This is a genomic window from Mesorhizobium sp. M0244, assembly GCF_040321795.1.
Taxonomy (GTDB): Bacteria; Pseudomonadota; Alphaproteobacteria; order Rhizobiales; family Rhizobiaceae; genus Mesorhizobium.
Genome location: NZ_JAMYSE010000165.1, coordinates 1 through 6692, shown reverse-complemented (window position 1 = coordinate 6692; position 6692 = coordinate 1). Strand labels below are relative to the sequence as shown.

The 6692-nt window shown below is 60.1% G+C and carries 9 protein-coding genes and 1 pseudogene; 1 reads left to right on the top strand and 9 read right to left on the bottom strand.

The annotated features are described in order from the left end of the window. From NKJ08_RS37895 to NKJ08_RS37875, 5 genes are all read right to left on the bottom strand, one after another. Window positions 1–329 (bottom strand): ATP-binding cassette domain-containing protein (locus NKJ08_RS37895; RefSeq protein WP_352786273.1); only part of this gene is annotated, 329 nt, incomplete at its 3' end. Window positions 330–453: 124 nt separating this feature from the next. Beyond that, the gene (locus tag NKJ08_RS37890) at window positions 454–1473 is read right to left on the bottom strand and encodes an ABC transporter permease (RefSeq protein WP_352532735.1); all 1020 of its coding nucleotides are present in this window, start codon (window positions 1471–1473) and stop codon (window positions 454–456) included. Next, entirely contained in the window at window positions 1473–2525 is a 1053-nt protein-coding gene (locus NKJ08_RS37885; protein ID WP_502900786.1) for an ABC transporter permease, read from the bottom strand. The genes NKJ08_RS37890 and NKJ08_RS37885 overlap by 1 nt, the downstream gene beginning before the upstream one ends. Window positions 2526–2630: 105 nt before the next feature. Further along, entirely contained in the window at window positions 2631–3596 is a 966-nt protein-coding gene (locus tag NKJ08_RS37880; RefSeq protein WP_352786271.1) for a sugar ABC transporter substrate-binding protein, read from the bottom strand. Between the two features lie 97 nt (window positions 3597–3693). Next, entirely contained in the window at window positions 3694–4740 is a 1047-nt protein-coding gene (locus NKJ08_RS37875) for a sterol desaturase family protein (RefSeq protein ID WP_352786269.1), read from the bottom strand. Window positions 4741–4932: 192 nt separating this feature from the next. Here NKJ08_RS37875 and NKJ08_RS37870 point away from each other — a divergent pair. Then, window positions 4933–5040: pseudogene (locus NKJ08_RS37870) on the top strand (LacI family DNA-binding transcriptional regulator); the annotation flags it as partial. Window positions 5041–5083: 43 nt separating this feature from the next. Here the strand turns inward: NKJ08_RS37870 and NKJ08_RS37865 are convergent. From NKJ08_RS37865 to NKJ08_RS37850, 4 genes are all read right to left on the bottom strand, one after another. Next, entirely contained in the window at window positions 5084–5257 is a 174-nt protein-coding gene (locus NKJ08_RS37865) for a hypothetical protein (RefSeq protein WP_352532684.1), read from the bottom strand. Window positions 5258–5278: 21 nt separating this feature from the next. Next, window positions 5279–5818: a Gfo/Idh/MocA family protein gene (locus tag NKJ08_RS37860; protein WP_352786267.1), complete on the bottom strand. Its 540-nt coding sequence runs from the start codon at window positions 5816–5818 to the stop codon at window positions 5279–5281. 53 nt (window positions 5819–5871) lie between these two features. Continuing rightward, window positions 5872–6030 (bottom strand): Gfo/Idh/MocA family oxidoreductase, encoded by a 159-nt coding sequence (locus tag NKJ08_RS37855; RefSeq protein WP_352532682.1) that lies wholly within the window; start codon window positions 6028–6030, stop codon window positions 5872–5874. 275 nt (window positions 6031–6305) lie between these two features. Beyond that, a partial coding sequence (locus NKJ08_RS37850; protein ID WP_502906388.1) for a P-loop NTPase family protein occupies window positions 6306–6692 on the bottom strand: 387 nt, incomplete at its 5' end.

Genomic DNA, 6692 nt, shown 5'->3' with positions numbered 1-6692 from the left:
GTCGGCTCGACGCCGACGAAGAAGGACCGCCCGATGCTCATCAGCGGGAACGTGCCGCCGAACTGATGCACCGTGGCGATGCCCCGTCCCTGCGCGTCACTCGGCCCGGTGAAGGTCACCGGCTGACCATCCATCAGTATCTGGCCGCTGCTGGGCTTGTGGACACCGGCCAGCGTTTTGATGAGGGTCGACTTGCCGGCGCCGTTGTCACCGAGCAGACAAAGCACTTCGCCGGCGCGCACCTTCAGCGAAATATCGTGCAGGACATCGATCGGACCGAAGGATTTGTTGACGCTTTTCAGCTCGAGAATGGCAGGTTTGTCGTTCATGGCGTGCTCACCTCTTCATCTGCGAACCGGCTTGGCTGATGCGATTGATCGGCGACCGTGTTCATAGAAGCACGATGCTCGTTGATCGCGACCGCCGGGCACGGCTCCTGTGGCAACTCGTTTCTCATGGGTTTGCTGGCTCCCGCGGCAGGTCTCGCCCACGCCGCGGTCTGAAATACAGAGCCAAGTCGCGGAACGACTGGTTCATCAGCACGGCCAGCAGGAGCATCACACCGATAATCAGGTTCGACCAGTTTCGGTCGATCTGGGTGAAGTAGATGCCCTGGCTGACGATGGCGAAGGTGATGGTGCCCACGAAGATACCAATAACCGAACCGAAACCGCCGGTAAGCAGCACACCGCCCACCACCACGGACACGATGGCATTGAAGATGAAGCTCATGCCGCCGGAGACCTGGGCGGAGTTGAACAGGATCGCCTGACAGATGCCGACGAACGTGGCGCTGACCGCGGACAACACAAACAGCGCAATTGTCATGCGGTTCGTCGGAATGCCGGCGTTGCGGGCGCTGACCTTGTCGCCGCCCATTGCAAACAGCCAATTGCCGTAGCGGGTCTTGTGAAGAGCGAAGCCTATGACAGCGGCGAACGCCAGCCACCAGACGATGATGACCTGGTGACTGCCACCGATCAACTGTCCGAAGAGGAATTTCGCCCAGTCCGGCGCCGTTAGGGCAACGCTGGCATTGCCGGTCAGAAGCACGGAGGCACTTAGCACCACCCCCTGCATGGCGACCAGCGTGGCCAGCGTGATGATCAGCGAAGGCACCGAGGTTCGGATCGTGAGCAGGCCGTTGACCAGGCCGACCGCCACGCCGACAGCCAGCGCCCCAGCGATCCCTACCGAGATGGGCAGCCCGTAGTAGCCGGTCAGGATGGCGGTGGTCATTGAACCGGCGGGGATCAACGCGCCGATCGAAATGTCGAGTTCGCCAGCGATCATCAGCAGCCCGACGGGAATGGCGACAATGCCGAGATTTGCCGCGAAATTGACCCAACTCGCCGCGCCAACCAGCGTGCCCAAACTGGCGCCGCCGAACAGAACGAAGAACAACACCACGCCGACGAGACTGAGGATCGAGCCGGCCTCGGGACGGCGCAGCACCGATTTGATTGCGTCCATTATGTCGGTCCCCCCTTCTTCGACGAATAGCTGAGCGCCAGCTGCCGGAAGGTGTCGTTTGTCAGCACCGCGATCAAAAGAAGCGCGCCGATTATGACGCTTCCGATGTTGGGATCCATGCTCGTGAAGTAGATGCCTTGGTTCACGATCGAGAAGGTAATCGTGCCAAACACGATGCCAACGATCGAGCCGAAGCCGCCCGTGAGCAGAACGCCCCCGATGACCACACACATGATGGAATTGAAGATGAAGGACTGACCGGCCAGAACCTGCGCACTCTGGTAGACCATCACCTCGCTGACCCCAACGAAAGCGGCGCTGAAGCCGGACAGCATGAACAGACCGATGGTCAGCCGTTTGGTCGGAATGCCAACGTTGCGCGCGCTCTCCTTGTCGCCACCGAGTGCATATATCCAGTTGCCCAACGGGGAGATGTGCAATAGCCAGAACAGGCCAATCACGAACACCACCCACCACAGGATTGTGACTTGAAACATGCCGCCGAGATAGTCGCCTAGGATTGCCTTGGTAAGCGGGTCCGGCACAAGCGAGACGCCGGTGCTGCCAGCGATCTTGACGGTGAGACCTAGTGTCAGACCCATCGTGAGGAACATGGTGCCAATGGTGATTATGAGCGAAGGGATGGTCGTTCTCGTCACGAACAGCCCGTTGAGCAAGCCGACAGCGAGGCCGAGGCCAAGTGCGGCCGTTATGCCAAGCCAGTCGGGCAGCCCATAGTGACCCGAGACGATGGCAGCGGTAAGCGACGCTGCGGGGATCACGGCACCGACCGAGATGTCGAGTTCCCCGGCGATCATCAGCAACCCTATCGGCAGCGCGATGATCCCGATCTCAGACGCGATGTTCAACCAGCTGGCCGTGCCGGCTGCCGACATGAAGGCACTTCCCCCGAACAGGCCAAAGAAAAGCAGAACTGCGACCAGGCCGAGGAACGAGCCCGACTCTGGTCGACGCGCCAGCCGGCCGAGGGCTAGTCGGGACCGCGTGCGGTTCGGCGCCGGGGTTAATGTGGACGTCACGGGATGTGCCATTAGGGTAATCCGCGAGCAAGCGGCCGGCCACGATGGAGCCGCCGCAGAGAAAGGGAGGAATGGCCGCCCGCGTTTCAAGCGAGGGCGGCCATTAGTGAAAAGGGGCTATCGCGTCCCTGCTTTCACGCCGGCGATGGTTGCATCGACGCTGGCCTTATCGATGATGCCGGGTCCGGTGAGGATCTCACGGGTCGGCACGGTGAGGCCGTAATTTACCTTGCCGTTGAGGATCGCCACGGCGAGGTAGCCCTGCAGGTAACCCTGCTGGTCAATCGCGCAAGCTTGTTTGCCATCCTTGATGTTGTTCAGAATGGTCTCGTCAAAGTTAATGCCGCAGAGATGAACCTTGTCACCGTTGCCGGCCTGGGTGATGCCGTTCATGGCGGAGTTGGCGTCAACGTTGCCGATGGTGAATACGGCGGTCACGTCTGAGTGTTGGAGCAGATAGGCCTTCACCGCCTGCGCCACGGCCGTCGCTGAGCCGAAGGACGTTGCTGGCAAGGGCAACACGTCGGCTTCACCGCCGCCATTCTTCATCCCCTCCTTGAAGCCACCGCAATAGGCCTCGATATTGGCAGCGCCCGGCAGGGTGTTGATGCAGACGCCTTTCTTGTCACCGGCCTTGGCGAGATATTCCCCACCGGCGACGCCGCCTTTATAGTCGTCGGAGCCGACATAGTTCATGGCTCCCAGGCGATCGGCTGCCTTCAACCCGCCGGCATTGTAGATGACGAGTGGAATGCCAGCATCCACTACTGCCTTGAACGCAGGGTCCATCGCTTCCGGCACCCAGTCCGGGCCGACAATGGCGTCCGCTTTCTGGTCGATGGCTTGGCGGATCAGCTCAGCGGCGTCGACGCCCAGATTGTCATAGTTCTGCGGCCCCAGCCAAGTGACCTTGCCACCCTGGGCCTCGACAACTTTGCCAGCATCTTCGGCGCCACGCTTGACGATCGACCAGAACGGATCGTCCGGTTTGCCGCCGATGACGAAGATATTGGCGGCGAGCGTCGCGCCGGTACTGAACCCGATTAGCACCGCTGTCGACACAAGCGTCTTGAAAAGCTTCATAGTCTTCCTCCCATTTGCCCCGTGGGGCTTTTCAACAAAAGTTCTGGCTGTCCCGGGCCCGCTCCTCACGGGCACAGTCGAAACAGCGATTGGTTCATCATTCCGCCGGCATTCCAGATGCGGGATCGCTGCGGCCTTCCTGCTGGCTCCGCATTTTTTCCTTCTTCTTGCGGAAGCGGGCCTTCATGATCTCGTCGGCTTCCTTGCTGCCGTCGTGCCAAGTTCCGAACAGCTTATCGAGGGGTACCAGCCCATCACCGCCGTAATTCACCTCGAAATACTTGTGGTGCAGGTAGTGCACGTAAGAATGGCTATCGAGCTTAACCTTGTCGGTGATTTCGAATGTCTCGAAACCGAGATGGCCGTTCACCGCTCCAAATCCCGCTCCGTGCAGCGTGAAGTAGGCGCAGACCGGATTCGAAGGGATCAACAGGTGCAGCCAGGCTTCAGCATGATAGAGGAAGCCCTCGACCGGGTGCATCGAGAGCGACGACCAGGGACTTGGATTGATCGAATTATGATGGACCGAATGCACCCATTTGTAGAGCGGCGGCCAATGGATCGCCCGATGAAGGAAGAAGAAATAGACCTCATGCACGGCTGGCGCGATAAGCACCAGGAACGACAGGTAAAGCCAATTCGTCGTCCATGGCAGCCAGATCGCCCAGCTGTTTGCATACATCCACAGCATCACGATCTCGACCACTGTCCATAGTGGTATCGTTGCGAAAAACGAGCGGGTGAAATTGTCGAGGTTCTGACTTTGAAACCAGAACACGTCTGACGCCGCGTCTGACAGAAATTTAGGATTATACTTGAAGCGGTTCTGTTGTTTGCGCTGGATATAGTAGCGCAACTCGAAGAAGCCGTAGAAGAGGAAGATGCCTGCAGCGTTGAGGCCATACAGCCAAAAGTAATTGACCAGAGAAAAGGTCGCGAGGCTCTGCCAGCTTGGGATGAGCAGGTTCACCCAAATGATCGACGTGGCGAGATGAAATGCGTTCCACGGCCAGAGAAACTCAGGAATCCAGGCCACCACCTTCTTTGCATTGAACGGACGATGCCAGATCGGGGCCGGCTCGGCCCGGCGATGCGGTGCCCAGTTACCCCGCTTGTCGCGCATTCCATACTGATGGTCGTCCATCGTGACAGTGCCTCTTGCCCGGATCGGTCGTGAGATTGCGGGGTCAGCCCACTGGGGGCTGATCTAGGATATCGACCCCGACTGGACGCGATTCATATCGGACGCTTGATCTTCATAGCAAGACGGAAATAGTATAAAAGCGACATTTATATCATTTAGTATCAGTCATGATGATATAACCAGGGTGCACTCATGAGGCGGCCGAGAATCCACGATCTCGCTACCGCAGCAGGCGTCTCAGTGGCGACCGTGAACAGAATTTTGGGTGGCACCGTTTCCGTGCGGCCGAAAACAGCTCAACGCGTCGCCCGCCTTCTGCTCGACCTCCATCACCGCGATGCAGTCAGTCGACGCTTGCCGTGTCGCAGACCAGTTGAAGGGTTGCGCCGGGCAGTTCTTCGGCAACTATCTTGGCATCATCCGCGCCCGTCAGACCTGCGCGGATCACTGCCATCCTGATCGTCGTATTGTTTTCACCCCTTGGGTCACGATCAGTCGACCCGTCATCAAAGGTCAATCGAACGTCCTGTTTCGAAACTTAGTCGTGCCGCGTCGAGCGCGTCGAGGACTGCCGTGCCCGCAGCAGCGGTAACCGGCGGCGAAGTGCCCTCGCGCACGGCACGGGCAAAGGCGGTGTAGTAATCGTGATAGCGGCCCTGCTCGGCGGGAAGCGCACTTCGCCAGCCGCGGTCCGCAGCACCCCCCACGCCTCTTCCGGCTCGTATCCCCAGCCAGCCATATCGTGCATCGGACGCCGGCCCGCGAAGATTGCCTGCGCCTGCACGTCGGTACCGTGCGATACATAGCTCCTTTCGGACCCATAGGCGCGCAGTTCGCGGATATTGAGATGGTTCAGCTTGCTGGCCGAGATATGGGAATGAACGCCGTTCTCATGCGCCAGACGGATCGTGAAGCTTGCATCGGTTGGCCCTTGCGGCAAATCGATATGGTCGAGCTGCGCGTCGACCGAGCGCGGCCCGAGCAACCACAGCATTTGATCGACTAGATGTGAGCCCAGATCGCGCAACAGACCGCCAGTTGGGCCTGCCTCCAGCGTCGCGGGGTCGTCAAAATCCATACGGTTGTGGACCCGCCATAATTTGCCGAGGCGGTTGTCGCGCACAACGCGCGCTAGTGTTGCAGGTCGGAATCAAGGCGTCGGTTCTGGAATACGCCGAGCACGACGCCCTTCTCCTTCGCCGCCCGGTCCAGCTCGCGCCCGCTTTCGGCATTTGGGGCAAACGGCTTGTCGGCCATGACGTGCAACCCGGCGGCAATGGCTTCGAGCACCAATTTGCGCCGCGTCCGCCGGCGGCGATCATGTCGGCGCTCGCGTGGATCGGCACGCCCGGCCAATCGACGCGCGCCCGGGCGATGGTGGCGGGCGCTCGAGCCGCTATGCCGACCAACTCGCAGCGATCGGCGGCGGCAATGAAAGGCGTGTGAAAATGCCGTCCACCCGTGCCATAGCCAACCACACCGATACGTATCATGCACATTCACCAAAGAAGGAATTCGGCAGAAGCGACGATCGACCGCCGCCGCCTGACGCCATTGAGTTGGTGTCAGCGCATCGCCGGCGCATCTGTCGAGGAACCCGGTGGCGGATGACCTTCATGCTCGGCCATGTAACCATCGACCTTGGCTTCCAGATCGGCCATCGTTTCGCCGCCAGCCATCAGATCCGTAATCTCCTCGCGGGACCGTTGGCCCTTGCGGAAATCATCGGCGATGGCGCCGCGGATCAGCACCGCGAAATGGTCGCCGACGGTCATGGCGTGCATGACCTGGTGGGTGATGAAGACCACGGCCAGGCCGCGCCTCTTGGCCTCATTGACGATACGCAGCACATGCGATGCCTGCTTGACGCCGAGCGCCGCGGTCGGCTCGTCCAGGATCAGCACTCGGGCTCCAAAATACACGGCCCGCGCAATAGCGAGCGACTGGCGCTC

Excerpts from the sequence above, each read along its gene's own strand:
- NKJ08_RS37890 (WP_352532735.1), bottom strand. The coding sequence starts at position 1,473 with ATGGACGCAATCAAATCGGTGCTGCGCCGTCCCGAGGCCGGCTCGATC.
- NKJ08_RS37885 (WP_502900786.1), bottom strand. The coding sequence starts at position 2,525 with ATGGCACATCCCGTGACGTCCACATTAACCCCGGCGCCGAACCGCACG.
- NKJ08_RS37880 (WP_352786271.1), bottom strand. The coding sequence starts at position 3,596 with ATGAAGCTTTTCAAGACGCTTGTGTCGACAGCGGTGCTAATCGGGTTC.
- NKJ08_RS37875 (WP_352786269.1), bottom strand. The coding sequence starts at position 4,740 with ATGGACGACCATCAGTATGGAATGCGCGACAAGCGGGGTAACTGGGCA.
- NKJ08_RS37860 (WP_352786267.1), bottom strand. The coding sequence starts at position 5,818 with ATGGATTTTGACGACCCCGCGACGCTGGAGGCAGGCCCAACTGGCGGT.